At 59.6% G+C, this 25,994-nt stretch carries 27 protein-coding genes; 13 read left to right on the top strand and 14 right to left on the bottom strand.

From position 1 onward, the window contains the following. Positions 1 to 102 precede the first annotated feature (102 nt). From ftsX to ftsY, 3 genes are read right to left on the bottom strand one after another with little or no spacing between them, the layout of a single operon-like run. Positions 103 to 1,107, bottom strand: a complete 1,005-nt coding sequence (gene ftsX, locus Q675_RS25335; RefSeq protein ID WP_023010913.1) for a permease-like cell division protein FtsX — start codon at positions 1,105 to 1,107, stop codon at positions 103 to 105. Then, positions 1,097 to 1,771, bottom strand: coding sequence for a cell division ATP-binding protein FtsE (ftsE, locus tag Q675_RS25330; RefSeq protein WP_023010912.1), 675 nt, complete (start codon positions 1,769 to 1,771; stop codon positions 1,097 to 1,099). The genes ftsX and ftsE overlap by 11 nt, the downstream gene beginning before the upstream one ends. 27 nt (positions 1,772 to 1,798) lie before the next feature. Then, positions 1,799 to 3,016 (bottom strand): signal recognition particle-docking protein FtsY, encoded by a 1,218-nt coding sequence (gene ftsY / locus Q675_RS25325; protein WP_023010911.1) that lies wholly within the window; start codon positions 3,014 to 3,016, stop codon positions 1,799 to 1,801. Positions 3,017 to 3,219: 203 nt separating this feature from the next. Between ftsY and rsmD the strand changes: the two genes are divergently transcribed. Further along, positions 3,220 to 3,855 carry a 16S rRNA (guanine(966)-N(2))-methyltransferase RsmD gene (rsmD, locus tag Q675_RS25320; protein ID WP_023010910.1) on the top strand — a complete coding sequence of 212 codons (636 nt, stop codon included), beginning with the start codon at positions 3,220 to 3,222 and terminating at the stop codon, positions 3,853 to 3,855. Positions 3,856 to 3,892: 37 nt separating this feature from the next. Here rsmD and Q675_RS25315 read toward each other — a convergent pair whose 3' ends face one another. Next, the gene (locus tag Q675_RS25315) at positions 3,893 to 5,071 is read right to left on the bottom strand and encodes an acyl-CoA desaturase (protein ID WP_023010909.1); all 1,179 of its coding nucleotides are present in this window, start codon (positions 5,069 to 5,071) and stop codon (positions 3,893 to 3,895) included. 187 nt (positions 5,072 to 5,258) lie between these two features. Here Q675_RS25315 and mutM point away from each other — a divergent pair, with 187 nt between their 5' ends. From mutM to Q675_RS25285, 6 genes are all read left to right on the top strand, one after another. Continuing rightward, a complete protein-coding gene (gene mutM / locus Q675_RS25310; RefSeq protein WP_022991323.1) occupies positions 5,259 to 6,071 on the top strand; it encodes a bifunctional DNA-formamidopyrimidine glycosylase/DNA-(apurinic or apyrimidinic site) lyase in 813 nt (270 codons plus the stop codon). Positions 6,072 to 6,247: 176 nt separating this feature from the next. Then, positions 6,248 to 6,580: a hypothetical protein gene (locus Q675_RS25305; protein WP_011787154.1), complete on the top strand. Its 333-nt coding sequence runs from the start codon at positions 6,248 to 6,250 to the stop codon at positions 6,578 to 6,580. Between the two features lie 86 nt (positions 6,581 to 6,666). Beyond that, positions 6,667 to 7,356: a GMP/IMP nucleotidase gene (yrfG, locus tag Q675_RS25300; RefSeq protein WP_011787155.1), complete on the top strand. Its 690-nt coding sequence runs from the start codon at positions 6,667 to 6,669 to the stop codon at positions 7,354 to 7,356. A 48-nt stretch (positions 7,357 to 7,404) separates the two neighbouring features. Next, complete coding sequence (gene hslR / locus Q675_RS25295; RefSeq protein WP_011787156.1) at positions 7,405 to 7,812, top strand: ribosome-associated heat shock protein Hsp15; 408 nt, start codon at positions 7,405 to 7,407, stop codon at positions 7,810 to 7,812. An 87-nt stretch (positions 7,813 to 7,899) separates the two neighbouring features. After that, positions 7,900 to 8,754: an Hsp33 family molecular chaperone HslO gene (gene hslO / locus Q675_RS25290; RefSeq protein ID WP_011787157.1), complete on the top strand. Its 855-nt coding sequence runs from the start codon at positions 7,900 to 7,902 to the stop codon at positions 8,752 to 8,754. 174 nt (positions 8,755 to 8,928) lie between these two features. Next, complete coding sequence (locus Q675_RS25285) at positions 8,929 to 10,464, top strand: phosphoenolpyruvate carboxykinase (protein WP_022991326.1); 1,536 nt, start codon at positions 8,929 to 8,931, stop codon at positions 10,462 to 10,464. Between the two features lie 116 nt (positions 10,465 to 10,580). On the opposite strand, the gene Q675_RS25280 is transcribed toward Q675_RS25285, so the two are convergent. Both Q675_RS25280 and Q675_RS25275 read right to left on the bottom strand, forming a co-directional pair. Further along, positions 10,581 to 12,647: a TRAP transporter large permease subunit gene (locus tag Q675_RS25280; protein WP_023010908.1), complete on the bottom strand. Its 2,067-nt coding sequence runs from the start codon at positions 12,645 to 12,647 to the stop codon at positions 10,581 to 10,583. A gap of 25 nt (positions 12,648 to 12,672) precedes the next feature. Then, positions 12,673 to 13,665, bottom strand: a complete 993-nt coding sequence (locus tag Q675_RS25275) for a hypothetical protein (RefSeq protein ID WP_227499518.1) — start codon at positions 13,663 to 13,665, stop codon at positions 12,673 to 12,675. Between the two features lie 321 nt (positions 13,666 to 13,986). Between Q675_RS25275 and Q675_RS25270 the strand changes: the two genes are divergently transcribed. Next, positions 13,987 to 14,259 carry an HU family DNA-binding protein gene (locus tag Q675_RS25270; RefSeq protein WP_014422988.1) on the top strand — a complete coding sequence of 91 codons (273 nt, stop codon included), beginning with the start codon at positions 13,987 to 13,989 and terminating at the stop codon, positions 14,257 to 14,259. Positions 14,260 to 14,298: 39 nt separating this feature from the next. Here the strand turns inward: Q675_RS25270 and Q675_RS25265 are convergent, their stop codons facing one another. The 8 genes from Q675_RS25265 to gshB form a co-directional block, all read right to left on the bottom strand. Next, positions 14,299 to 15,318 (bottom strand): putative solute-binding protein, encoded by a 1,020-nt coding sequence (locus tag Q675_RS25265; RefSeq protein WP_011787162.1) that lies wholly within the window; start codon positions 15,316 to 15,318, stop codon positions 14,299 to 14,301. A 192-nt stretch (positions 15,319 to 15,510) separates the two neighbouring features. Continuing rightward, positions 15,511 to 16,824: a dihydroorotase gene (locus Q675_RS25260; RefSeq protein ID WP_011787163.1), complete on the bottom strand. Its 1,314-nt coding sequence runs from the start codon at positions 16,822 to 16,824 to the stop codon at positions 15,511 to 15,513. Continuing rightward, on the bottom strand, positions 16,821 to 17,831 hold the full coding sequence (locus Q675_RS25255; protein ID WP_011787164.1) for an aspartate carbamoyltransferase catalytic subunit: 1,011 nt from the start codon (positions 17,829 to 17,831) through the stop codon (positions 16,821 to 16,823). Before Q675_RS25255 ends, Q675_RS25260 begins: the two co-directional genes overlap by 4 nt. Positions 17,832 to 17,858: 27 nt before the next feature. Continuing rightward, complete coding sequence (gene pyrR, locus Q675_RS25250) at positions 17,859 to 18,368, bottom strand: bifunctional pyr operon transcriptional regulator/uracil phosphoribosyltransferase PyrR (RefSeq protein ID WP_011787165.1); 510 nt, start codon at positions 18,366 to 18,368, stop codon at positions 17,859 to 17,861. Between the two features lie 19 nt (positions 18,369 to 18,387). Continuing rightward, the gene (gene ruvX / locus Q675_RS25245) at positions 18,388 to 18,819 is read right to left on the bottom strand and encodes a Holliday junction resolvase RuvX (protein WP_023010906.1); all 432 of its coding nucleotides are present in this window, start codon (positions 18,817 to 18,819) and stop codon (positions 18,388 to 18,390) included. Continuing rightward, positions 18,812 to 19,378, bottom strand: coding sequence for a YqgE/AlgH family protein (locus Q675_RS25240; RefSeq protein ID WP_011787167.1), 567 nt, complete (start codon positions 19,376 to 19,378; stop codon positions 18,812 to 18,814). Before Q675_RS25240 ends, ruvX begins: the two co-directional genes overlap by 8 nt. Beyond that, a complete protein-coding gene (locus Q675_RS25235) occupies positions 19,375 to 20,241 on the bottom strand; it encodes an energy transducer TonB (protein WP_023010905.1) in 867 nt (288 codons plus the stop codon). The genes Q675_RS25240 and Q675_RS25235 overlap by 4 nt, the downstream gene beginning before the upstream one ends. Positions 20,242 to 20,287: 46 nt before the next feature. Beyond that, entirely contained in the window at positions 20,288 to 21,241 is a 954-nt protein-coding gene (gene gshB / locus Q675_RS25230) for a glutathione synthase (protein WP_011787169.1), read from the bottom strand. Between the two features lie 297 nt (positions 21,242 to 21,538). Here gshB and pilG point away from each other — a divergent pair, with 297 nt between their 5' ends. The 5 genes from pilG to Q675_RS25205 all read left to right on the top strand — a co-directional run bounded on the left by pilG (position 21,539) and on the right by Q675_RS25205 (position 25,989). Further along, positions 21,539 to 21,931 (top strand): twitching motility response regulator PilG, encoded by a 393-nt coding sequence (pilG, locus tag Q675_RS25225; RefSeq protein ID WP_011787170.1) that lies wholly within the window; start codon positions 21,539 to 21,541, stop codon positions 21,929 to 21,931. Between the two features lie 33 nt (positions 21,932 to 21,964). Then, positions 21,965 to 22,327, top strand: coding sequence for a twitching motility response regulator PilH (pilH, locus tag Q675_RS25220; RefSeq protein ID WP_011787171.1), 363 nt, complete (start codon positions 21,965 to 21,967; stop codon positions 22,325 to 22,327). Between the two features lie 20 nt (positions 22,328 to 22,347). Then, the gene (locus Q675_RS25215; protein ID WP_011787172.1) at positions 22,348 to 22,893 is read left to right on the top strand and encodes a chemotaxis protein CheW; all 546 of its coding nucleotides are present in this window, start codon (positions 22,348 to 22,350) and stop codon (positions 22,891 to 22,893) included. Positions 22,894 to 22,986: 93 nt separating this feature from the next. Next, on the top strand, positions 22,987 to 25,062 hold the full coding sequence (locus Q675_RS25210) for a methyl-accepting chemotaxis protein (protein ID WP_011787173.1): 2,076 nt from the start codon (positions 22,987 to 22,989) through the stop codon (positions 25,060 to 25,062). A gap of 27 nt (positions 25,063 to 25,089) precedes the next feature. Then, positions 25,090 to 25,989, top strand: a complete 900-nt coding sequence (locus Q675_RS25205) for a CheR family methyltransferase (RefSeq protein ID WP_011787174.1) — start codon at positions 25,090 to 25,092, stop codon at positions 25,987 to 25,989. Positions 25,990 to 25,994: the final 5 nt, after the last annotated feature.

The following is a 25,994-nucleotide window of genomic DNA, read 5'->3' as shown; positions in this document are numbered from 1 at the left end:
ACGTTAAAAATCATACATCTGGAAAGATCGCCTTTGCTTCTCTATAAACCAAACTACGTCAGAAAAGACTCTTTTTTCAATACGGTTTTCCCGCGATCCGGATCAGCCTCCAGCAATATCGCCCGGCTCTATGTCATCCAGATGACGCCTCACCGCAACCCAGGCGCCCAGCCAGCCTAACAGCATCGCTACGATTATCAATGCCAGCGCGCCATCGAACCCCGGTCCCTGCAAGGTAAACTCACTGCGATACAGCCCGGCAAGACGCTCGATCGGGCCGCTTAACCACCAGAGCGACACCTGAATCAGTAACCACGCCACCAGGCCACCCCCGAGCCCGAACCAGGCGCCGGTGTAAAGAAACGGACGACGAACGAAAGCATCGGTTCCGCCGACCAGTTTTGCCACGAGGATTTCATCCCGCCGGTTCTCGATGGCCAGACGCACCGTGTTACCAATCACCAGGATAACCGCGGCCCCCAGCAACAAAGCCAGCGCCCAGACGGCGCGGGCAAGGATCTCGGTCATTGCGCTCAGGCGCTGCAGCCAGCCCAGGTCGACCTGAACCTGGTCAATGCCCTTCATACTCTCGACAAACGTCACCAGTGCCTGAACGCCCTCTGCCGAGCGAGCGCTGTCTTCGGGTGTAATCAGCAGTGTATGCGGCAAAGGATTCTCTTCCAGGAAATCCAGCGCCTCATCGAGCCCGGAACTGGCACGAAAATCGGCCAGGGCCTGATCCCGCTCGACCAGCTGAACCGATACCACTCGCCCATCGCTTTCAATTTCCGCGGCCAGATCCCGGGCTTCCGCTGCCGGCAGATCCATCACCAGATAGGCGGTAATCCTGGCTGTGCTCTCCCACCCTGCACTCACGCCCTGCAGGCTGGTCAACAGCAACAGCAGGGCAACCGGCAAGGCCAAGGCTACACCCATCACCGTCCAGGTCATGGCGCTGGCTACCGGGGTTTTCCACATTCTCTGGATAGAATCGCGGGCTACTTTCCGGTGGTGCCCCAGATAACTCCGGGCCTGATCACTCAACAGTGATCGCGAACGGTTAGCGCCCCGGCGATTATCCGGCTTCTGGCGAGAGTCAGTGGCCACTCACACCTCCGCCAGCAACCAGCTGGCCCTGATTCAGAGTCAGCGTACGTCGATTCATTTCATTAATCAGAGCAATATCGTGGGTTGCCACAAGTACCGTTACCCCAACCTGACTGAACTGGGTAAACAACCGCATGATGTCTGCAGACAATTCGGGATCCAGGTTACCAGTCGGCTCATCCGCCAGCAGTACGGGTGGCTTGTTCACCACCGCACGGGCAATACCGACCCGCTGCTGCTCACCCCCGGATAACTGCATGGGGTTCATCTTTTCCTTTTTAAGCAAACCAACCTTGTCCAGTGCCGCCCGCACGCGCCGGCCGGTGTCTTCCGGCGAGGCCCCCATCACCTCCAATGGCATGGCCACGTTGTCGAACACCGTGCGGTCGAACAACAGCTGGTGATTCTGGAACACCACACCGATATGACGCCGGATGTAAGGAATCTGCCGGCGGGGCAGGCTATTCAGTTTCTGGCCACCCACGATCACCTCACCGGCTGTCGGGCGCTCCATCACCATGATCAGTTTCAGAAGGGTACTCTTGCCCGCCCCAGAATGACCGGTCAGAAACGCCAGCTCGCCACGGTCCAGGTGAAAGTTCACAGCCCTGAGCGCGGTGTGATCACTGTCGTAGCGTTTGGTCACCTGGAGGAACTCGATCATCGGGGCAGCTGCTCCGTCTTTACGGCGTCAGTCTTCGAACAACGCATCCACAAAAGTTTCGGCATCGAAGCTGCGCAGGTCTTCGGCCTGTTCTCCCACCCCGATATAGCGGATTGGCAACTGCAGCTGACGGGCGATCGCAAACACAATACCGCCTTTGGCCGTGCCGTCCAGTTTCGTGAGCGTAATGCCGGAGACACCCACTGCCTGCTGGAATACCTGGGCCTGGCTCAGGGCATTCTGACCGGTACCGGCATCCAGCACCAACATCACCTCATGAGGCGCAGATTCATCCAGCTTCTTCATTACCCGAACGACCTTGGACAACTCGTTCATCAGGTTGTCCTTGTTCTGCAGGCGACCGGCGGTGTCTGCAATCACCACATCCACGCCCCGGGATTGAGCAGACTGGATGGCGTCGAAAATCACCGACGCACTGTCTGCACCCGTATGCTGGGCCACCACCGGAACGTTGTTGCGCTCGCCCCAGACCTGCAATTGCTCAACCGCCGCCGCCCGGAAGGTATCACCGGCCGCCAGCATGACCGATTTACCCTCGCTCTGGAATTTCTTGGTGAGCTTGCCGATGGTGGTGGTTTTGCCGACACCGTTCACGCCAACCATCAGAATAACGTAAGGCTGTTTACCGGCATCGATTTCCAGCGGCCGGGTCACGTTTTTGAGAAGCCCATGCAACTCATCCCGTAGCGCCTTGCGCAGGGCCTCGCCATCTTTCAGCTGATTGCGTTCGAGTTTCTCGGTCAGGGCATCGATGATCTCTGAGGTGGCGGTCACACCCACATCGGCCATCAGCAACGTGGTTTCAATTTCTTCCAGCAGGTCTTCGTCAATCTTCTTGCCCACCGAGAACAGGTCGGCCAGACCGCCGGTCAGGCTGGCCCGGGTTTTCCCCAGCCCCTGCTTGATGCGTTCGAAGACACTGACTCGGGTTTCCGGTTCGCGTTCAACCTCAGGCTCCGCCGCCGGTGCGGGTTCCGGCGCAGGCGCTGGTTCAACCGCCGGTTGAGCCGCTTCCGGCTCATCGGCTTCTGCCGCTGGTTCAGGCGGCACTTCAGGTTCGGCCTCCGGTTCCGCTGGCACAGGAGCCGGCCCCCTGGCCACCTCCGGCTTACGCTGAGGTACCGGCTTGGGCCGGGGCGCACGCTTGCGGTTGCCGGCGATATCCAGCACAAAAAACAGAACAAGAAGGGCCAACAGGCCGACTGAAATCCACTCTGCCGTCATAATCTATCCATCTGTCTGAAAAAGGGCGGGCACAGGCCGCAGGTTCGCGAAGAGGGCGAAAGAACCCCGGCTCGCCAAAATAAAGCGCACATTCTAGCAGACTGGCCGGCACAAGTGATGGGGCAGGATTAACCGGTCTCGCGGATTCCGGTACCATAGCCACAAACATCAGCCACTCATGATTTCCCCGGAGCCTCGCCCCTATGGCACGACGCCCCCCTGCTCGCCGCAAACCTGCCGCCCATTCAGGCAAAGGCGCCGGTACCGGCGAACTGAGAATTATCGGCGGCGACTGGCGCAGCCGGAAACTGTGCTTTCCGGATGCCGGTGGCGTGCGGCCCAGCCCGGCCCGCACCCGGGAAACCCTGTTCAACTGGCTGAACTTCCACCTGGCCGGCAGCCGGTGTCTGGATCTGTTCGCTGGTTCCGGGGCTCTGGGACTGGAAGCACTGTCCCGTGGAGCAGCGCAGGCAACGCTGGTGGACCACACCCCCGCCCTGGCCAAAGCGCTCCGGGACAACCTCCGGCTGCTGGGAACCAGCAAAGGGGATGTCGCCTGCCAGGACGTGGAACAGTTTCTGGCCAGGCGTGACGGCCCAGGCTACGACATCGTGTTTATGGACCCGCCATTCCGGCAAGGCTGGCTTGAACGGTTGATACCGCTGCTGGACACCCAGCAATGGGTGAAGCCGGGTGGCTGGATCTATGTCGAACACGAGAGTGAAAGAGCCTTGCCGGCGGTACCGGCCAGCTGGCATCTGCACCGACAGAAATCAGCAGGCCAGGTCAGCTACTGTCTTTTCCGGGTTGAACAGAGAGAAGAACCGGAAGCCCAATAACAGAGGCTTCCGGCGATGTCCTACAGGCAGGCGAAACTCAACTGGCGGGGCGCAAGGAATACGCCCGCAGGTGGGCGGCAAACTCTTCCAGGTAACGAACACCGCTGGCTTCGGCGTCGCGGCACCACGCCATCAGTGCCTGCAGCTTATCCTGGGGCTTGAGCCCACGCTGGCGCCAGAGCGCCTGCAGCTCATGACTCTTCTCGTAAATCAGCCTGAGCACCTCGTTGCGCTCCAGCACCGTGTCGAGATGCTCTTTTTCCCGAGGCTTGATCAGGCTGATTTCGCGAGACAGCAATTGCTTGAGTTTGCGATAACGGGGACGAATTTCGTCGTCCATCAACGCTTTCTGCTGTCGCAGCACCGGCTCCATTACTCGCTTGCGATACTGGCGCATGATCACAAAGCGGTTATTGGCGATGGCCTGAACGGTTTCCACGTCCACCGCCTGCTTGCCGGGAACATAATGGGCAATAGGCCGATAGCCTTTCGGCGTCGCCAGACCAAACAGCTGGAACAGACGAATGTAACCCCAACCGATGTCCACTTCGTACCAGCGACGAGACAGCTTGGCCGAATTCGGATAGGTGTGGTGATTGTTGTGCAGCTCCTCACCACCAATCAGGATACCCAGCGGCGAGATGTTGCGGGCATTATCAGCGCATTCGAAATTCCGATAACCCAGGTAATGGCCGATGCCATTGACCACGCCGGCGGCCCAGACCGGAATCCACATCATCTGGACCGCCCAGATCCAGATGCCGTGCACCCCGAACAGCGCCAGGTTGATCGCTGCCATCAAGGCAATACCCAGGGTCTTGTACCGGCTGTAGAGGTTACGCTCGAGCCAGTCTTCCGGCGTGCGCTGGCCATAGCGTTCAAGGGTTTCAGGGGTGGCAGAAGCTGCGTATAACTCGGCACCCTCAAACAGCACCTTGCGAATACCCAGCACCACCGGGCTGTGAGGATCTTCCTCGGTTTCGCACTTGGCATGGTGTTTACGGTGGATGGCCGTCCACTCTTTGGTGTTCTGGGCCGTGGTCAGCCAGAGCCAGAAGCGGAAAAAGTGCTTGAGGACGGGATGCAGATCCAGCGCGTTATGGGCCGAATGACGATGCAGATAAAGGGTAACGCTGACGATGGTGATGTGTGTCATCACCAGAGTGACCGCGATCAGCTGCCACACAGAAAGGTCCAGAAGACCGTTAAACCACATAGATAATCCTCGAAACTCGATTAACTTCGAAAGGCGATACTGCTGAGGGATGTCGCTGGCACTCGAAGGGGGTGATCGTTAGGCCCACTCTAGCGTACAGATGTAAGCCTGGACAACCAGGTTTGGCGGCTTTTTTGTTACCGATTACACTGTTTCGTCTCAAAATCTGTCTGTTGGTGGAGGCTCTGTGCCGGAATTACCTGAAGTTGAAACCACCCGTCAGGGCATTGCGCCTCACTGCGAAGGCCAGACCATCCAGCGGGTAATTGTCCGCAACCCCAGCCTGCGCTGGCCGGTGCCGGCGGATCTGGCCGAGCACCTTGAGGGCAAAACCATCCGTACCGTGGAGCGCCGGGCGAAATACCTGTTCCTGCACCTGGAGACAGGTTCGGTGATTGTCCATCTGGGCATGTCGGGCAGTCTCAGAGTGATCACCGACGACAGCCCCGCCATGACTCACGATCACGTCGAGCTTGTCCTCGGCAATCATCGCCGCCTGCGCTTCAATGACCCGCGACGCTTCGGCTGTTGGCTCTGGACTACCGACTGGAACCGGCATCCGCTGATCAGCGCGCTCGGGCCGGAACCCTTATCCGAAGGTTTCAACGGCGTCTGGCTTTTTCGCCTGTCCCGGCAGAAACAGACGCCGGTCAAATCCTTCATTATGGACAATCATGTGGTGGTGGGCGTGGGCAATATCTACGCCAACGAAGCCCTGTTCAAGGCCGGCATCCACCCGAAACGGAAAGCCGGCCGCATCAGCCTGGACCGCTATCACAAGCTGGCCGAGGCCATCCGGGAAACCCTCAGCGCCGCCATACTGATGGGCGGCACCACTCTGCGGGACTTCGTCAACAGCGACGGCAAACCGGGGTATTTCGCCCAGTCGCTACTGGTTTATGGCAAGGCGGGAGCGCCCTGCACCGAATGCAACACCCCGCTGAAAGAGATCCGCATGAACAACCGATCGACGGTTTACTGTCCCCGGTGCCAGCGCTGAGATTCCGCAACGGCTCACACTTTTCAACGAAAAACCGTTTGAAATTGAGGCAATATGATTCATAGTTAATGGAGTGCTAGTACCCGGTCGCCGCACGCAGCGCGAACATGCTGGCTCGCAATACAGAGACAGGCGAGCCCTGACCAACCGGGCTGATACGTTCAGGAGAGAATGACATGACCCGCAAGATTTCCCGCACCCTGGTAGCCACCGTCGCAGCCTGCCTGCTGGCATTCTCATCGCTCGGCCATGCCCGTGCCGTGGACGAAAGCCCGTCTGCGCTGGCCATGACCGCCGATGCGGTGTTGCTGCGCCCGGCGCTGCTGGCCACAACCATTATTGGTAGTGCTGTGTATCTGGTATCCCTGCCATTCTCGGCGCTTGGCGGCAATGCCGGTGAAGCCGGTGAAGTGCTGGTGGTTGGCCCGGCCAAGGCCACCTTCGTGCGCTGCCTGGGCTGCACCCGCACCGGTCGCAAGTCAGAAACGGTGGAGCAGTCCGACAACTGATTTGGCTTACCGATCCGTAAAATCCCGGCTTGCCACTGGCCGGGATCTGAGGCAGCCTGAAGAAAATTCTTCAGGCTGTTTTGTTTATGGTGGACTGGTCAACCCTCGATACCGTGTTCCTCGATATGGACGGGACACTGCTGGATCTGCATTTCGACAACCACTTCTGGCTGGAGCACCTGCCCAGGCGCTATGCCGAACACTTTGACCTGCACCCAACCGAGGCCCGGGACTACCTGATTCCGATGATTATGGCCGAGCGGGGCTCACTGAACTGGTACTGCACCGATTACTGGAGCGAACGCCTTGCCCTGGACATAACCGGCCTTAAGGCGGAAGTTGGCGACCGCATTGGCTACCGCCCCCATGTAACCGACTTCCTGGCCGCACTGCGCCAGGCCGGACTGCGCTCGGTCATCGTCACCAACTGCCATCCGGATCCTCTGGCCCTGAAACTTCAACGGACCGGGCTGGATCAGCATGTTGATGGCATCGTCTCCAGCCACGAACTGGGCAAGCCCAAAGAGGACCCGGTGTTCTGGCAGGACCTTGCCAGCCGCTCCCCCTATCGCCACCAATCTACCCTGATGGTCGACGACAGTTTCCCGGTGCTTGAGAGTGCCCGGGCCGCCGGTATTGGCCAGTGCCTGGCGATTCTGGCGCCCGACAGCCAGCAGCCATCCAAAGACCACCACCCGGACATTCCCGGCATTCATCACTTCGATGAAGTGCTGCCTGCCTTGCGCTCACATACAGCAGTGCCATCCACCCCATGAGGGGGTTATAATGGATTATTGCGGCATGTGCCCGACAGGTGAGGAGATATGACGGCGGCGAACGCAGACGATCAGAAAGTCCGGCTCGATAAATGGCTGTGGGCAGCGCGATTCTATAAAACCCGCTCGCTCGCCAAAGAGGCCATTGAAGGCGGTAAGGTGCACTACAACAGCCAGCGCACCAAGCCCGGCAAGATCGTTGAGACCGGCGCCAAAGTGACCCTGCGCCTGGGCTGGCAGGAAAAGATCGTGATCGTCGACGACATCAGCGACCGACGCCGGGGCGCCCCGGAAGCCCAGAAGCTCTATCACGAAACCGACGACAGCGTGAAACGGCGGGAAGACTTGGCCTGGCAACGCAAGACCATGCAGGCTGCACAGCTGCCCCCGGCTCGAAGGCCCAGCAAGAAAGATCGCCGGGATATCCAGCGCTTCCGGGAACAGAATGGTCTGTAACCATTGAATCCCACGTATCTGACAACCCGTATACAACCCCGTTTCAGTAACTCCCAGTAAATCGATACATCAGCTCCAGGAGACACCATGGCATCCCGCGACCAGTTCCAACGTTTTCTCTTTGAACACAGCCAGGTGCGGGGTGCCTGGGTACAGCTGGGCGAGAGTTTCAAGGAAATCACCGGCCAGGCCCCCTACCCGGATTCAGTCCGCGAGCTGCTGGGAGAATCCCTGGTAGCCAGCGTACTGATGAGCAGCACCCTGAAATTCAAAGGCACCCTCTCGCTGCAGGCAGCGGGTGAAGGTGCCCTCAGCACACTCATGGCCGAATGCAGCCATGACCGCCATATCCGTGGCTTGGCCCGCTTTGATGCCGATGCGGTCAGCGGCGAAACCCTGCACGAGTTGCTCGGACAAAGCCGCATGGCCATCACCATCACCCCGGAACAGGGCCAGCGCTACCAGGGCGTGGTGCCACGGGAATCAGAAACCCTGGCCGGCTGCCTGGAAGAGTACTTCGAGCGCTCCGAGCAGATCGCCACCAGCCTGTTCCTGTTTGCCAACGAGGATACCGCTGCCGGCCTGTTACTCCAGCGCCTGCCCGGCCATACCGATGACGACGATGACCTGTGGAACCGGGTGAACCACCTTGCCGCGACGATCGAAGCCGAGGAGCTACTCACCCTGGACAGTGAAGCGCTGCTGCACCGGCTGTTCCACGAGGAAACGGTGCGCCTGTTCGAGCCGGATCCGGTGGCCTTCCGCTGCAGCTGTTCCCGTGAGCGCACCCTGGCCGCGCTGGAAGCCATCGGCAAGGACGAGTGCTACAGCATCCTCGACGAACAGGGCAGCATCAACATGGACTGCCAGTTCTGTCACGCAAACTATCGCTTCAATAGAAATGATATTGATCACCTTTTCACCGGCCATACGTTACACTAAGCCGTCACTGAACTTGCTCGGAAGCCGCCTCTGGCGCGGCTTTCAGGGCAGTCGTTTTTTGTGGGCGTCTCTGGCATAATAGCGCGCCTGAATTGACCCGATTGTTCAGTTTTCCGTCAATTTTCGGGGGGACGGCCTGGGCAATCACGAAGACATCCCGAGGGCGAGGTCGAAGTGAGCAACACTTATAATGATCTGAGTACAGCACGACTGGTCGAGCTGGCATTAGCAAGGAACGAAGGCCAGCTGGCATCCAACGGTTCTCTGGTGGTCACCACCGGTGAGCGTACCGGCCGGTCTCCTATGGACCGCTTTATCGTCGAGGAGCCCAGCACCGCCGACGACATTCACTGGGGTCCGATCAACCGCCCGTTCGATGCTGAAAAGTTCGATGCCCTGTGGGATCGCGTTGAAGCCTACATCGCTGAAAAAGACCGCTTCGTCTCTCACGTTCACGTTGGTTCCGACCCGGAACACTACCTGCCGGTAAAAATGACCACGGAAACCGCGTGGCAGAACCTGTTCGGCCGCAACCTGTTCATTCGCCCGGATAGCTTCAACCCGGCCGACAAGCAGGAATGGCAGATTCTCAACGCCGCTAATTTCGAGTGTGTACCGGAGCGTGATGGCACCAACTCCGACGGCTGCGTCATCATCAACTTCGCCAAGCGCAAGGTGTTGCTGGCCGGCATGCACTACGCCGGCGAGATGAAAAAAGCCATGTTCTCGGTTCAGAACTTCCTTCTGCCCGAGAAAGACGTTCTGCCCATGCACTGCTCAGCCAACGTCAGTGAAACCGGCGAGACCTGCCTGTTCTTCGGCCTGTCCGGCACCGGCAAAACCACCCTGTCTGCAGACCCGCACCGGTTCCTGATCGGTGACGATGAGCACGGCTGGGGCCCGGGCACCGTATTCAATATTGAAGGCGGTTGCTACGCCAAGTGCATCGACCTGAGCCAGAAGAACGAACCGATCATCTGGGACGCCATCCGTTTCGGCGCCATCGTTGAGAACGTGATGATTGATCCGGAGACCCGCGAGCCGGATTACAACGACGTTTCCCTGACCGAAAACTCCCGCTGCGCCTATCCGCTCGAGCACGTCGAAAAGCGCGTGATCGAGAACCGTGCCGGTGAGCCCTCGCACATCATCTTCCTGACCTGCGACATGACCGGCGTTCTGCCTCCGGTATCCATCCTGAGCCGTGAAGCTGCAGCCTACCACTTCCTGAGTGGCTACACTGCGCTGGTGGGCTCCACCGAAATGGGCTCATCCTCCAAGCTGAAGTCCACTTTCTCCACCTGCTTTGGTGCGCCGTTCTTCCCGCGCCCGGCCGGCGTCTATGCCGAGCTGCTGATGAAGCGTATCGACGAATTCGGCAGCAAGGTATTTCTGGTCAACACCGGCTGGACCGGCGGCCCCTACGGTGAAGGCAAGCGCTTCAGCATTCCGACCACCCGCGCCATCATTGCCGCCATCCAGAACGGTGATCTGGACGACGTCGAAACTGAGCACCTGGATGCCCTGAACCTGGACGTGCCCAAGCATGTTCCGGGCGTAGACACCGAGCTGCTGAACCCGCGCACCACCTGGGTCAGCCCGGACTACTACGATGGCAAGGCCCAGGAGCTGATTGCCCAGTTCGTGGAGAACTTCAAGAAGTTCGACGTGGCCGACGCCATTGTTGAGGCGGGCCCGAAAGCCGGCTAAAGCCGCTTTCTCACTGCCATAAAAAAAGCGCCTTGCGAAAGCTCGGCGCTTTTTTTGTGCCTTTGGTTTGAGAACACAGACCAGACAGGCCGCCGGGGCGGCCTCGGGCAGAGAGATCAGTTGGCGTAGAACAGCAACGGCACAAAGGCCACCAGTACCAGGGAAATACCCATGGCAATCAGTGGCATGATGATGCGTTCATGGCGCTGGTAGAAGGTTCCACCTTCCTGCTGGGCCGCCAGCACCTCAGCCTCGCCCACCACCTGGCGGGTGAGCAGATGGTTCAGGGCCACAGGCGGGCTCAGGTAGCCGAGCTCGAAGGCCACCAGCGTTACCATCCAGAAATGCACCGGGTGAATACCGCTGGAGTAGGCTATGGTTGCCACCGTTGCGGTTACCAGAATCACCGCCCCGAAGGCGTCCATGATCATCCCCAGAATCACCAGGATCACTACCATCAGCAGCATGGCAGACCAGGGACTGTCGAACGCCTGAGGGAAAGTTTCCATGATGTGGGAGCGCTCGATCACACCACCAATGCTCACCGACAGCCCCAGCAGCAACAAAAGGGCGCCAATCTCAGCGGTGGTATCGTTGGTGGCCCCACGAACGCTGCGCTCCAGCCCCTGGTGATTGATCTCACCGGACGCCCGGCCCCGGCCATTTTTCAGGCTGATATGCTCATATACCAGAATGGCCAGCATGATCACCGGCAGCAACCGGGGTGCCGAAAATTCGTCCATCTTCACATCCAGGGCAAGCCGGTAGAACAGCACTACGGCAGCGATCACGATCACATAGGGAATCAATGGCCGCAAAGCCTGAATGGACGCCGGAAAGGCATCGGCCGCCGGGGCAAGGTCAAACTGGCTCTGCCGGTTCACCGTGAGAGCCACCATCGCAAACAGGGTGGCGGTCAGTACGAATACCCAGATGCCCCAGCCAAACAACTCATCGGTCGTCACCTCTCGGTTCAGGTAGGCAATCACCACCACCAGCAGACACGGCCGCAATACCACACCCAGGGAGCCCGACATGGCCGTGGCCGCCAGGGCCAGATGTCTGCGCGCGCCCGCCGCTCGGAGCTCACTGTAGATAACGGCACCGGCAGCAATCACAAAAATACCGGAAGCACCGGTATAGGCGGTAGGCACCGCCGCCACCAGAACCGCCACCACCGCCAGCATCTCCGGCGGCATACGCCAGGGCCGGAAAATATTGAAAACCAGTGTCGCCAGGCGGGTCTGCTTCAGCATCATGCCCACCCACACGTACAGCCCGACATTCAGGAACATGTCGGCCAGCTCCATCATCTTGCCCAGATAGATCCCAATACCGGAGGAATGGCCGATCAGCGCGAAGTAAGTACCTGAAATCAGGCACATCACGGTATAGAGCGGAACCGACAGAAACGCCTGGTTCAGATTGCCCCCCGGCGCCAGATTGTCGGGCGCGCGGAACAGGCGATAGAGGCTCGCCAGCGTCAGGCAGGCAAAGCCGACAATCCAGAAATTGTGCAGCAGCAGCTCCTCACCGGATACTGTGGTGCTGCTGGCCAGGCTGGATTGCCGGAAGATCACCGACGAGCCCAGCAACATGGCATTGGCAATGGTTTGCAGGGTATAGGAGACGGTGTAGTCCAACCGGGTCTCCATGGCTCGCATGGCAATGTGATGGCGGGTGAGTGTGGCGGTCGCCGCACACAGCATCACCAGAATCACCAGGACGTAGCGTTGAGCTGTGAGCCCGAACGCGATCAGGTCGGCTACAAAAAGCTCTACCGCCCGATAGGCTTTCACACCGGGAGTCAGCTTGTCCTGCAGGTCTTCGTAACTGGCGTGAGCGGCCCGGCAATCCGCCACCGAGCGCTCTATGGCAAGACGGACTTCCCGGGGGTCTTTTTCATGGGCGCCAAGCAGTGCTGCCATCGGGTCGTCTGCCGGCGCTTGCTCAGCCAGCTCCCGGGCGACCTCTGCCTCAATATCCCGGTCGAGGTCGCACTCCGGTTGTACCGGGTCCATGCGCAGCTTGTAATAGCCACTCCAGAGCTGCTCACCAGCGCGCAACATCTGGTTATGAATATCACTGCTGGTGGAAAACAGAACCACGGCCAGCAACAACAGACAGGCCGGCAGCGATGAAAACCACTCCAGACCACTACGACGAAAACCACCCTGGGGCATAACGGCTTACTCGGCTTGATGATGGTTACAACAGGTCGTCCAGATCCATGGTCTCGACCGGTTCACGCTGGTCATCCCAGAAGGCACCGAACTGCCCGATGGGGGTGCGGTGGCCGGTGTTTTCCACCCACAACCGATCCGAAATCGCCACCAGCATATTGGTCGCCATGGCGTCCACAAACCGCCATTCCTCGTTGGCCGGATTGGCCTCAAGGGATTCAGCATGATCCCGGATAACCGACTTCACCAGGGCTTCATCATTCTTGTTCATGGCCGCAATGGCCTGGAACACATGGCCCAGTCGGACGCCAGCGTCCTCGCCCTGCTCCGCGGCAATGGCCAGGCGCTCGAAGGCATCTTCACCCTGCGGCTGGGTTCCCGGGATCATGGCCCAGACGGTGGCACGCAGGCCCATGGGGGCGCCCCACCATTTCTTGTTATCCAGACACTGGGTAGCACGGCCCACCACGGAGCCGGTATTGAACGGAACGCCCACCGAGGAGGTGGCCTGGATCTGGGCGTTAAGGGCCTGCAGCCCGGACAGCAAACCGGCCATGTACATGAACTCGTCCATGTCATCGTCGAAATCCGGGCACTCGGTTTCATCCGGGTTGCCATAGTGGCTATTGTGATGCTGCCAGCTTTTCAGATAGCGGCGAGCGGCCAGGGTATGAGCACGCTTCTGGCGAATAAAGGCGTCTTCCGCCGCGGTCGCATCCATGGCGTACATGGCGGCCAACCCTGCCAGCTCATGCTCCCTGGCCTGCTCTTCCGCACAACTGCCCGAAGACAGGTAGAGCATGACTGCCAGTTGATCCGGCTCGCTGGTTACCCGACCAAACGACATCAACAGCGGCGCGGTAGCCTCGCTCATGGAACAGCCCATGGCCAGATCGTCCGACTCCATGAGGTAGGGGACGGTATGGTTGCGGGAGAAGCCCTTCATGACATCCCCCGTGGTCTTGTAGATCATGTTATTGACCGCCCCGCAGCCGCTCAGCAGGAGACCGGCAGTCAACGCCGCCGCCATGCCGCGAAGCCCAGATGATGTTGTCGGGGATCTCCGGAAACCCTTCATACCTTTCAACCCTTTGTTCTTGTGTTTTGTCCAGACGACGGGGGCGGACTGCACCGTTTGTTACAGTCTGTAACCGGCGTTCATTATGACGAACTCCGCCCCGGGTTTATGAGACCGATCCCGCAAATGACGCCTCCGGGAACATATCGTTACCGAAGAAGGTTTGCAGATTCAGCCCAAAGCCACTATAGATTGCTTCAGCCTCCGGCCTGGCCGGGGCAATAACCAACAACAATCAGAACGAATAATCAGGAGTATCCGATGCGCAAACCTGAACTTGCTGCTGCCATTGCCGACAAAACCGGGCTTACCCGGGAAAAGGCCGGAGAGGTAATCAACGCGTTTACCGACCAGGTGTCGGCGGCTGCCGCGCGGGGAGAGGACGTGACACTGATCGGTTTCGGTACCTTCAACATCCGCAGCCGGGAAGCCCGCAGCGGGCGCAACCCGCAAACCGGCGCAAGCATCCAGATCCCTGCCAGCAAGACCGTGGGTTTCAAGGCCGGCAAGGCCCTGAAAGACGCCATCCGCTGATCACCTGCGGCCCGCTCTGTATGCGGGCCGCTCAGTGCCTCAGGAGGCGCACTCCGAACGGGAGCCATCCACCCGACAGCGAATCGCCTTCATCAACTTGATGGCGCGCTCGTCATAGACCCCGTCCTCCAACAGTGAAAGACGAACCTGGCGCAGCATCTTGTCGTACTCGGCCACATCTTCCCGGGGCGGGTGCATCCAAACCTCGGCAGGAATCCCGGACTCCGCTTCCGCAATGATCTCGTAGGCCTGATCAATCCGCTTGATGGACTCATCCCGAACCATCTGGCCGGCGTCTTCCGGGAAACGGTCGCGATGAATAATGACCTGGAAGTTCATGTACGCCAGGGCATACTTGAACACCCCACCCTTGGAATTAACGCCCTTATAGAGTTCCAGAGGCTGATAGGCCACGGCTGGTGCATAGGCCAGGTCGACACTGCCATTATTGAACTTGCCGGCAAAGTTGGCGGAGTTGGAGCCAACCACCGATGCTCCGACATGACGGACCATGCGCACCGAGGCCGAGTCGTAATCCAGCGTTGCAATGCGTTTGCCCTGGAGTTTCTCGACCGAATCAATGGCCCGGTCGCGGGTATACAGGTAAATGGCCCCGGCAGGAAAGACACCGGCTACCTCATAGGGCCCGTCAACCAGGAACGGCCGGGCCTTGGGCTGGCTCAGGGTGTTGTACAACAGGCGCATTTCTTCTTCACCCGGCACTGCCCCCATGGCTTCGAGGCTACCGGTAAACTTGTTGAATTCCCGGGCACGGGTGCCGGTCAGCAACACGGCATCGCACTGACCGGCCTTGAAGTCTTCGGCCGCTACTTTTTCATCGGTGTAGGCACGCAGTTCCAGCTTGATGCCTCGCTTGAGGGCCACCGGCTGGAACTCCTTGGTAATGGCAAACAGCGGGCCATTGGCACCAACCGGGTCAAACACACAGAAACTGCGCTCAAGGATTTCATCCTGGGCCTGAACCAGGGAGGGTGCCACCACGCTGGCACACAGGACGGCCGCCATGGCGAGCCGGCGGGAAAAGCGGATTGATTTCACGGGATGACTCCTGAGTTTTTATTGTCGGGCCGGTCACATCCGGGTGACTGGCTCTCGTATTCTATGACCTGACCGTAGAGGGTCAGGTCATAGAATACGTTGGCTCAGGTGCCTGCCATCAAGGGTTTTTCAGCAAAACCGGCGAGTTCTGTGATGATGTCGACAGAGGCGGAGCCACCTCTGCCTCATTTTTCAAAGTGGTGTTCCGGGAGCCTGCCAGGCGGTGCGACCTGCCACCAGGGTGAGTTTCACCTCCCCTGGCAGGGCTCGTTCCAGAACCGGAGCGTGCCGCCCAGCCGACAGCAGCGTTGCTGCGGAAGGCTGCCAGTGGCCATCCGGGTCAAACAGACAAAGATCAGCAGCAGCCCCGGCCGTCAGAGCCACTTCCCGGCCCAGGACAGCCGCCGGGCCAGCGGTCAGTGCCCGCAGCAAATCCGGCAATTCCAACTCATGATTCTGTACCAGCTCCAGACCCAGGGACAGCACGCTTTCGATGCTCGACAGCCCGGGCTCGGTCGCGGGCAGCGGGGCCTGCTTGGCCGCGGAATCATGGGGCTGATGCTGACTCACAATTGCATCGATAACGCCGTCCCGCACACCGGCCACCAGCGCCTGACGGTCGGCTTCTCCGCGCAGGGGAGGCCGGACATGAAAACGACTGTCGAAGCCGGCCAGGGCCGACTCGGTGAAGACCAACTGGTGCATGGCAACATCGGCGGTAACCTTCACGCCGCGATCCCGGGCCTGGGCCAGCATCTCGACGCTGCGGGCGCAGGACAGCTGGCTCAGGTGCAGGCGCACCCCGGTCTCTTCCGCCAGCAGTAGCATTTCCATAACCGCGGCCGTTTCGGCCACCTCGGGAATACCCAGCAGCCCCAGACGCGTGGTGACCTGGCCATCATGGGCGTAGCCATCGGCCGCCAGTGCCGTATTTTCCGGACTGAACATCACGGTCAGTCCGAAGGTCTGGGCATAGGCCATACACCGGCGCAGAATGCGGGCATTGCGCACGCCCCGGGAACCATTGCCGACCGCCACGCAACCGGCTGCTTTCAGGCCGGCCATATCACTGAGCATATCGCCATCAAGGCCACGGGTGATGGCACCGATCGGCAGCACCCGAACCACACCTCGGGAGGCCACGCTGTCGAGAATCAGATTGGTCACGGCACCGGAATCATTGACCGGAGAGGTTTCCGGCGAGGCACAGACCGTGGTGAAACCACCATGGGCGGCGGCTCGTGTTTCCGAGGCAATATTGCCCTTCTGGCCATTGCCCGGCTCCCGGAGATTACAGCACAGGTCGATAAAACCGGGCGCGATCACCTGCCCGGCGGCGTCCAGTGTTGCGGCGCTCTCGGCTGCCTGGGCCTGCTCTCCAACCGCCTCTATGCGACCATTGCGCACCAACAAGCCCGGGTTACTGATCAACCCCTTGCCCGGCTCAAACAACTGCCCGCCGGTCAGTTTCAGGCCGCCCTCATTCCAGTTCGCTGACGCTGTCATGCCCGGCCCTCCTGCTGTCTTTGCTGACGCTCCGCCATCTGACCACCCATGGCCATGGACATCACCGCCATCCGGATAGCAATACCATTGGTGACCTGGTTAAGAATGACCGACTGGGGGCCATCGGCCACTGCCGACTCGATCTCGACCCCGCGGTTGATCGGGCCCGGATGCATAACGATGCAATCGGGCTTTGCCAGCCCCAGCTTTTCCTGATTCAGCCCGTACAGACGGTAAAACTCACGTTCACTGGGTAGCAGGGCACCTTCCATGCGCTCCTTCTGAAGCCTCAGCATGATCACCACATCCAGGTCTTTCATGCCCCGGGCCATATCGTATTCCACGGTACAGCCAAGATCCTCGACATCTCTGGGCAGCAGCGTGCCGGGAGCAATCACCCGCACCTCTTCCGCGCCCAGCACATTCAAAGCACGAATCTGCGAGCGCGCCACCCGGGAGTGCAGCACATCCCCGACAATGGCGACTTTCAGGCCTTCGAAACGGCCCTTGTGCTGACGGATGGTCAGCATGTCCAGCATCGCCTGGGTGGGATGGGCATGGCGGCCGTCACCGGCATTGATGATGGCAACGCCCGGGGTCACACTCTCGGCTATGAAATGCGGCGCGCCGCTCTGGGAATGACGCACCACAAACATATCCGAAGCCATGGCCTCCAGATTAAGCAGGGTATCGGACAGGGATTCACCCTTGGAGGTGGCTGAGGTAGAGATATCCAGGTTCAGGACGTCGGCAGACAGGCGCTTGGCCGCGAGTTCGAAAGTACTCCTGGTCCGGGTACTGGATTCAAAGAACAGGTTGACTACGGTGCGGCCTCTGAGCAGCGGCACTTTCTTGATACTTCTCTCACCCACCTCGATAAAGGAGTCGGCGGTGTCGAGAATATCCGTGAGCAGCGGCTGGCCCAGGCCATCCAACGTCAGGAAATGCCGCAACTGACCATCCCGGGTCAGCTGCAAGTGGTTCGGGGAAGGGTCGTTCGCGGTCATGGCTCGCCTGTTATCAGTTGGGAAGATTTACTGCCCGGATTCCTGTACTTCAATGCGCAGTGGCTCGGGGCCACGCAGTTTCACTCGTTGATGGGCTTCCAGCGTCAGGGCCCGTCCCACCACATCCGGCTGGATCGGTAGTTCCCTGGCGCCCATATCGATCAGCGTGGCCAGTATGATACTGGCCGGACGGCCGTAGTCGAATATTTCGTTCATGGCAGCCCGGATCGTCCGGCCACTCATGATCACGTCGTCGATCAGGATGATGTCCCGGCCTTCGGTATCAAACGGCAGACTGGACGGCATCACCCGGGGGTTCAGACCAATGCGGCTGAAGTCATCCCGGTAGAACGAGATGTCCAGCTCGCCGAAAGGCTGGGCAATACCCAGACGCTTCCCCAGCACATCCGCCAGCCAGACACCGCCGGTCCGGATTCCGATCAGCACCGGGTCGTCCACGCCACGCGCCTGGAGAATCTGACGCAGGCCGGATTCCAATGTATCGAGCAGCTGGTCTATATCAAGCAATGCGGTCATTACAGCCTCGTTTATCAGGTCAGCCGGCCTGCTCCCGGCACCAGGTTTCCAGTATCAGCACGGCGGCCCGGTCATCAACGCCGTGGCGGCCGAAATCCCGGCTGCCACCGCCGGCCATCACCTCACCCTTGGCTTCGAAGCTGGTGAGTCGTTCGTCCACCATCTCAACCGTGACATGGTAGCGGCCATGCAAACGCTTGCCGAACTTGCGCGCCCGCGCGCACATGTCATTTTCGGTGTCATCCATATTCAGAGGCAGGCCGACCAGGACAATATCCGGCTGCCATTCCGCCAGCAGCGCCTCGATCTGCTGCCAGTCGGGGATCCCGTCCCTGGCAGCAAGCATGGCCAGGGGCTGGCCGGTTCCGAGCATTTCCTGCCCTGACGCCACCCCGATACGCCGGGTGCCGAAATCAAAGGCCAGTAGTCGACGGTTACCGGGATCAGGCATGACCCACCGAATCACTGAGCTGGTTCAGATCAATGCCCATCAGGCGGAGTACCGCCTGGTAACGTTGGTCTGCCGGCGTGCGGAACAGAATGTCGGTACTGGCCGGGCAGGTCAACCAGGCATTGCTGCCCAGCTCTTCCTCCAGCTGACCCTCGCCCCAGCCAGAGTAACCCAGTGCCACCAGAAACGATTCCGGCCCCTCATCCCGGCCAATGCTTTCCAGAATATCCCGGGAGGTGGTCAACAGCACTTCGTCGGTGACTCGCGCGGTATTCTGCCACTGCCGGCCCGGCGAGTGCAGTACAAAGCCGCGCTCTGGCTGAACCGGCCCGCCGGTGTATACCGGCAAGTCCAGTTCCCCGCCGTGCATGTCGAGCTGCTCGAGGATCTCACCCAGGTGGATATCCAGCGGCTGATTGATCATCAGCCCCAGCGCGCCCTCCTCCGAGTGTTCGCAAAGGTAGATCACCCCACCGTGAAAGCGGGGATCAGCCAACCAGGGCGAAGCCACCAGGAAGTGGTGCCTGAGACTGCCTGTGGTGTCGTGTTCGGCCGTCATCCTGATGTAAGCCCCCGTCTCTGAAATGACCAGGTGCGTATGATTTCCAGTTCGTCCACGTCCTGACGCATTTCCTCCGGGAAAGGCGCAAACGGAGCGGCCATACGCACAATTCGGATTGCGGCATCATCCAGCACCGTGCTGCCGGAGGACTGGAGGATTGCCACTTCCTTGATTGTGCCATCTTTCTTCAGCGAAACCAGCATGCGCAGGGTTCCGTAGATGCCGGCCTGCCTGGCTTCGGTGGGATAGTTGATGTTACCCACCCGGGTCACCTTGCTCACCCAGTTCTGCACATACCAGGCGTTGCTGGACTTCAGGGTCGAGGCTGCCGTTACCCGCATTACCCGGGGTTTGCGGGCATAGGCCCGCTGCTGTGCGTCAAACCGCGCCTCCAGGCTGGCAATCTCCAGGCTGCGCTCCATCAGGCTCTTTTTCTCGCTCTGGGGCAAGGGCTCTTCCTGGGGCTCGGTTCGCTCCTCGGGCCTTGACGCCTGGCGCTCGGTGCGAGTCTCGGTCTGGACGACCGCCCGCTCCCGTTGCGGCTGAGGCCGGGTGGTGGTCTGTGGCTCGGGTTGCACCTGAGCCAGATCCGGCTGACTGATCTCGGAGGGATTGGGCGAGGTCATTTCCATGGCCTGCTCTTCCGAGCCACTGCCCTGTTGACTGGTCTGGGCCAGAAAATCGGCTTTCTCCGGCGCCTGCTCATCGTCGAACCGGGACAGGGTAATTTCCATGGTCTGAGCCGAAGACCGGGGCGATTCCGGGGCAAAGGTAATCCCCAACACCAACATGGCATGAACGGCCAATGCCATAAACAGGGTGAAGGAAAACCGATCGAAATCGCTAACCTGGGTTGCCATGACGGTTCCTGAGTCTCCTTGTGCGCTCAAAAGCTGTGATCGGTCTTCAGTCTCTGGCCAGACGTCGCTCGATGGCGTCCATCAGCATGCCGGCAATGTCGATGCCAAACGCCGCATCCAGCTCACGAATGCAGGTGGGGCTGGTGACGTTGATTTCCGTGAGATAGTCACCAATGACATCAAGCCCCACGAACATCAGGCCCTTTTCCTTGATCACCGGTGCTACCCGGGCACAGATCTGACGGTCACGCTCGGTCAGCTCCCGGCCCTCACCACGACCTCCGGCGGCCAGGTTGCCGCGATTCTCACCGTGTGACGGAATGCGTGCAAGGGCATAGGGTACCGGCTCGCCCTCAATCAGCAGAATACGCTTGTCACCTTCGGTGATTTCGGGGATGAATTTCTGGGCCATGGCCTGATGGCTGCCGTAATTGGTGAGGGTTTCGATGATGACCCCGAGATTGGCATCGTTTTCCTTGACCCGGAATATCGAGCGGCCACCCATGCCGTCCACTGGTTTCATGATGATGTCACCATGTTCGGCATAGAATTCCCGGAAACGCTGGGCAGAGCGGGTCACGATGAGCGGGGGTGTCAGGTCTTCAAACTGGGTGGCAAACAGTTTTTCGTTGCAGTCCCGCAGGGTGGCCGCCGGGTTGACCACCAGAGCGCCCTGCTGCTCCGCCGATTCCAGTATATAGGTGGCCATCAGGAATTCCCGGTCCACCGGTGGGTCCTGCCGCATCAGAATCACGTCGAGGTCACCCAGCGCACGATCCTGACTGGCGCCGAAGCTGTACCAGTTGTCCGGATCCATGTGCACAGTCAGCCCACGGGTGTGAGCCCGGGCCTGGCCGCCCGCAAGATAGAGATCCGGCAGTTCCATGTACTCGATTTCCCAGCCGCGTTTCTGGGCGGCATGCAGCATGGCCAGAGAACTGTCTTTCTTGAAGTGAATATCCTGAATGGGATCCATCACGATCCCCAGCCGGATTGTCATAGCGTCTCCTGGAACTGTCGGTAAGAAAACACGAACCGGTCAGCAGAGCGAACCGGTTATTAAGTGCTATGCTGAGAGGTCAGATGGTATTGTACCCGAGCCGCGAATGCATCCGGAGAAATCCGCAGATAAATCCGTGATGGCAGCGGCAGAAGTACATTTGGTCACAAACTAATACTTTTTATCCAGCCATGGATACTCTATAAATGAGCGGGGTTTATAGAACAACCTTAACGTTTGTGTTAAAACCCCCGTTCGAAAATAACGACAGTCGCTAGAGCGCAAGGCAGTTGGACAATGGATGACAACTTCGAGAACCTGAAGATCATGGTGATTGACGACAGCAAGACCATTCGTCGCACCGCGGAAACCCTTCTTAAAAAGGTTGGCTGTGAGGTTATCACTGCCACAGACGGCTTTGACGCTCTGGCCAAGATTGCCGACTCCCAGCCGGACATCATTTTTGTCGATATCATGATGCCCCGCCTGGACGGCTACCAGACCTGCGCACTGATCAAGAACAATTCCTCTTTTAAAAAGACGCCGGTTATCATGCTTTCGAGCAAGGACGGCCTGTTCGACAAGGCAAAAGGCCGAATCGTAGGCTCGGACCAGTATCTGACCAAACCGTTCAGCAAGGATGAGCTGCTTAACACCATCCGCCAATACATGCCTCAGGCGGAACAGTAACCCCTGCTGACACACAGAACCATCGAGGAAACCATGGCCCGCATTCTGATTGTTGACGACTCGCCAACTGAAGTTAAGAAGATTTCCACCATTCTGGAAAAACACAAGCACGAAGTGCTGACCGCAGATAATGGCGCCGATGGTGTGGCCAAGGCCCGCGCGGAAACTCCGGATCTGGTGCTGATGGATGTTGTCATGCCCGGCCTGAACGGCTTTCAGGCGACCCGCCAGCTGACCCGTGCGCCGGAAACCGCTTCCATCCCGGTTGTGATCGTAACCACCAAGGATCAGGAAACTGACCGGGTGTGGGGAACCCGCCAGGGTGCCAAGGGTTATCTGGTCAAGCCAGTTAACGAAGACGACCTGATCAAAACAATCAACAGCCTGATTGCCTGATCCCCAACCTTGGAGTACGCATGTCCGCCCAGGCCGCCCCTTTTGCCGTTCTGACGGATATCGCCCAGCGCAGCCGGTCCATGGCCGCCGGTCTGCCGGAACAACAGGAAGCCGTTGAACTCTGGAACGGCATCGGTTTTATTCTCTCGGGCGAACGCTACGTTGCCCCCATGGGCGAAGTTACCGAAATCCTGCATGTACCCCGGTTCACCCATGTTCCGGGGGTTCGGTCGTTCCTGATGGGAGCGGCTAATGTTCGCGGCCGCCTGTTACCCCTGGTCGATCTCGCCACCTTTTTCGATGTGCCCCGCTCTTCCCGCAGCCTGCGTGAACGGCGGGTTCTGGTGGTTGAGCAGGGCGACGTATTCAGTGGCCTGGTCGTCGACAGCGTACTGGGCATGCAGTACTTCGCCAAAGACAGTTTCAGGGCCACCCCCGACGGGGTGCCCGACAGCGTTCGTCCGTTTGTGAGCGGCGGTTACGAGCGTAATGAGGAGGTCTGGAAAGTGTTCTCGGCCACCGATCTGGTGGAAGACGAACGCTTTCTTGATGTTGCACAGTGGTAAGGGTGATGGTACTGGCAGGAACATCACCCTGACCGTCTGAAACCCGCTACACATACTTGCCATTTCCAGAAGAAAGAGGCCGGGAGCCAGAAAATGAAAAACAGAGCCGGAAGACTCAGTATGGGACAGGGAGGCAACAAACTGGTTGCCGGCCTGATCGCAGCGCTGATTGCACTTACCGTCCTGCTCGTTGTGGTACTGTTCATCATTAACCAGGACAGTCAGCACGACCAGCAGTACATCGCCAACACCGCGGAAATGCGGGTACTCTCCCAGGAGATCGCGAAGAACGCGACCGAGGCCGCCGGTGGTACCGCCGAAGCCTTCGACCAACTCCGTCGTTCGCGGGATGAGTTCCAGCAGCTCTGGACCAACGTGACCGAGGGCAACCCGGAAACCGGCCTCCCGCCCAGTGAACTGGCCCAGCAAAGTGGCGTACAGGAACACTGGAACACCGTTCGTGAAAACGCCGACAGCATCCTCTCCACCCGTGATGCAGTACTCGGCCTGCACGAAGTAGCCCGGACCCTGAACGAAACCATTCCCCAGCTGCAGGTGGAATACGACGACATCGTTCAGATTCTGCTGGATAACGGTGCACCTGCCGAACAGATCTCTCTGGCCCAGCGTCAGTCGCTGCTGGCAGAGCGTATTGTCCGCTCCGTTAACAACGTACTGTCCGGTGACGAAGACGCCGTTATCGCGGCCGACCGTTTCGGCCGGGACGCCAGCCTGTTCGGCCGGGTTCTTGACGGCCAGCTCAACGGCAATCCCGCCATGGGCATCTCCCGCGTAGCGGACGAAGACGCCATCTATGGCCTGGAAGCGGTTGACGAGCTGTTCCAGTTCGTTTCCCAGAACGTAGACGCGATCCTTGAAGCCTCTCCCGACCTCTTCAAGGTTCGTACCGCCGCAAGTGACATCTTCCAGAACTCCGAGAACCTGCTGGCCGAACTGTCGACTCTGGCCGACAACTTCGCTACCCAGTCCAGTTCCCGTCTGATCAGCCCGACCCTGGCCTTCGCCATCCTGGCCGCCATGGTTGCGATTGTTGTCTTTATCGGTCTTGCCCTGTACCGCGACGCCCAGGAGCGTCTGGCCACCACCCAGGAGCAGAACGAACAGAACCAGAACGCGATCCTGCGACTGCTGGACGAACTGGCCGATCTGGCCGATGGTGACCTGACCACAGAGGCCACGGTAACCGAGGACTTCACCGGTGCCATCGCCGACTCCATCAACTACGCGATCGACCAGATGCGCGGCCTGGTACAGGCCATTCGTGGTACTGCGGTACGAGTAGCTTCCGCCGCCCAGGAAACTCAGGCCACGGCCATGCACCTCGCCGATGCATCCGAGCACCAGGCCCAGGAAATTGCCGGCGCCTCCGCTGCGGTTAACGAGATGGCCGTGTCCATCGACCAGGTATCCTCGAACGCCGCCGAATCCTCCGCGGTTGCGGAGCGGTCGGTTGCGATCGCGAAGAAAGGCGCAGAAGTGGTACAGAACACCATTCGCGGCATGGATAACATCCGGGAGCAGATCCAGGAAACGTCCAAGCGGATCAAGCGTCTGGGTGAATCCTCCCAGGAAATCGGCGATATCGTATCCCTGATCAACGACATTGCCGACCAGACCAACATCCTGTCCCTGAACGCGGCAATCCAGGCCTCCATGGCCGGTGACGCGGGTCGGGGCTTCGCGGTGGTTGCGGACGAAGTTCAGCGCCTGGCGGAACGTTCCTCTGCAGCAACCAAGCAGATTGAAGCCCTGGTTAAGACGATCCAGTCTGATACCAACGAAGCGGTTATCTCCATGGAACACACCACCGCCGAGGTGGTCCGTGGTGCCCGACTGGCCCAGGACGCGGGTATCGCCCTCGAGGAAATCGAGAACGTATCCATGTCCCTGGCGGAGTTGATCCAGAACATCTCCAACGCCGCCCGTCAGCAGTCATCCTCTGCGGCGCACATTTCCAACACCATGAACGTTATCCAGGAAATCACCTCCCAGACTTCCTCCGGTACCAACGCTACCGCGAAGTCTATCGGTAACCTGGCAGAAATGGCCTCCGAGCTGCGGTCCTCCGTTGCCGGCTTCACCCTGCCGGATGAGGAAATGGCCAATCAGGAAGAAGAGGAAAACAGCGACGTACCGGTGGTCAGCTGATCACCGGCCCGGGGCAGATGACGGTCTATGGCGCATACGCATAACCAACTGTCACCCGCCGAAGGCATCTGGTCACTGCGCCGTCTTCCGGATATGGACGACGCGCAGTTCAGCCAGTGGCAGACCTTGCTGGAGCACCGCACCGGCATAACCCTGACCACCGAACGGCGCTCGTTTCTGGAAACCAATCTTGGCATCCGGATGCGCGAAATCGGTTGCAGCAGCTACCAGGCCTATTACGAGAAAATCGTATCCGGCCCGGATGCTGTCAGGGAGTGGGCCACACTGGTAGACCGGCTCACTGTTCAGGAAACCCGGTTTTTCCGGGACCCGGACGCCTTCCGGCTGGTGGCGGATTATGTGCTTACCCGTCCCCGGGAACAGTTCAGGAAGCGGGCCCTGGAGGCCTGGAGTGTTGGCTGCTCCACCGGCGAGGAGCCTTACACGCTCGCGATGATCCTGAACGAGGGCATGGCTCAGTTGGGCGTGCAACCGCTCTTCGGCGTAACCGGCTCGGACATCAGTCAGCCGGCCATCGAAAAAGCGCGCCAGGGCCGGTTTAATGCCCGCAAGTTGCTGGGAATGGAAGAAGACCTGAAAGCCAGGTATTTCCGGCCCTCGGAGCGGAATACCGTAGAAATTGTGAACAGCATCCGTGACCGGGTGTGCTTTACCAGGCTCAATGTTCTGGATCTGGATAAAGCACCCATGCACGGGATGAACATTATCTTCTGCCAGAACCTGCTGATCTACTTCCGTCGCTGGCGCCGACGGGAGATCGTCAAACGGCTCGCAGAGCGTCTGGCACCGGGGGGGTTACTGGTGCTTGGCCAGGGTGAACTGACCGACTGGCAGCCACCGGGCCTGCAGAGGGTTCCCTCGGAACATGTACTGGCGTGGATCAAGCGCCAGTCCGACGAAGAATAACCGGA

Origin of the sequence: Marinobacter sp. EN3, assembly GCF_000475315.1 — a bacterium.
GTDB lineage: Bacteria > Pseudomonadota > Gammaproteobacteria > Pseudomonadales > Oleiphilaceae > Marinobacter > Marinobacter nauticus.
Note: the sequence above shows the minus strand (reverse complement) of the source record. Positions and strands in the feature narration are given on the sequence as shown.